Here is a 251-nt window from a genome sequence, read left to right on the forward strand (position 1 = left end):
CGTGCGCGATCTTCTCGATCGGCTCGATCCCTCCGCCCGCTTCGCCTTCCTGAAGCTGGCGACCGGCGGCCTGCGCATCGGCGTCTCCGCCCGCCTCGCCAAGCAGGCGCTCGCCGATTTCTCGGGCAAGGATGTCGCCGAGATCGAGACGCTGTGGCACGGGCTTGCGCCGCCCTATGAGCCGCTCTTCGCCTGGCTGGAGGGAAGGGCGGAGCGCCCGGTGCTCGCAACGCCCGCCATCTTCCATTCCG

General features: G+C 70.1%; 1 pseudogene. It reads left to right on the forward strand.

The features are described 5' to 3' along the window. A pseudogene (locus ACTIF2_RS27650) lies at nucleotides 1-251 on the forward strand (cisplatin damage response ATP-dependent DNA ligase); the annotation flags it as partial.

Source organism: Allobosea sp., assembly GCF_051860145.1.
Lineage (GTDB): Bacteria > Pseudomonadota > Alphaproteobacteria > Rhizobiales > Beijerinckiaceae > Allobosea.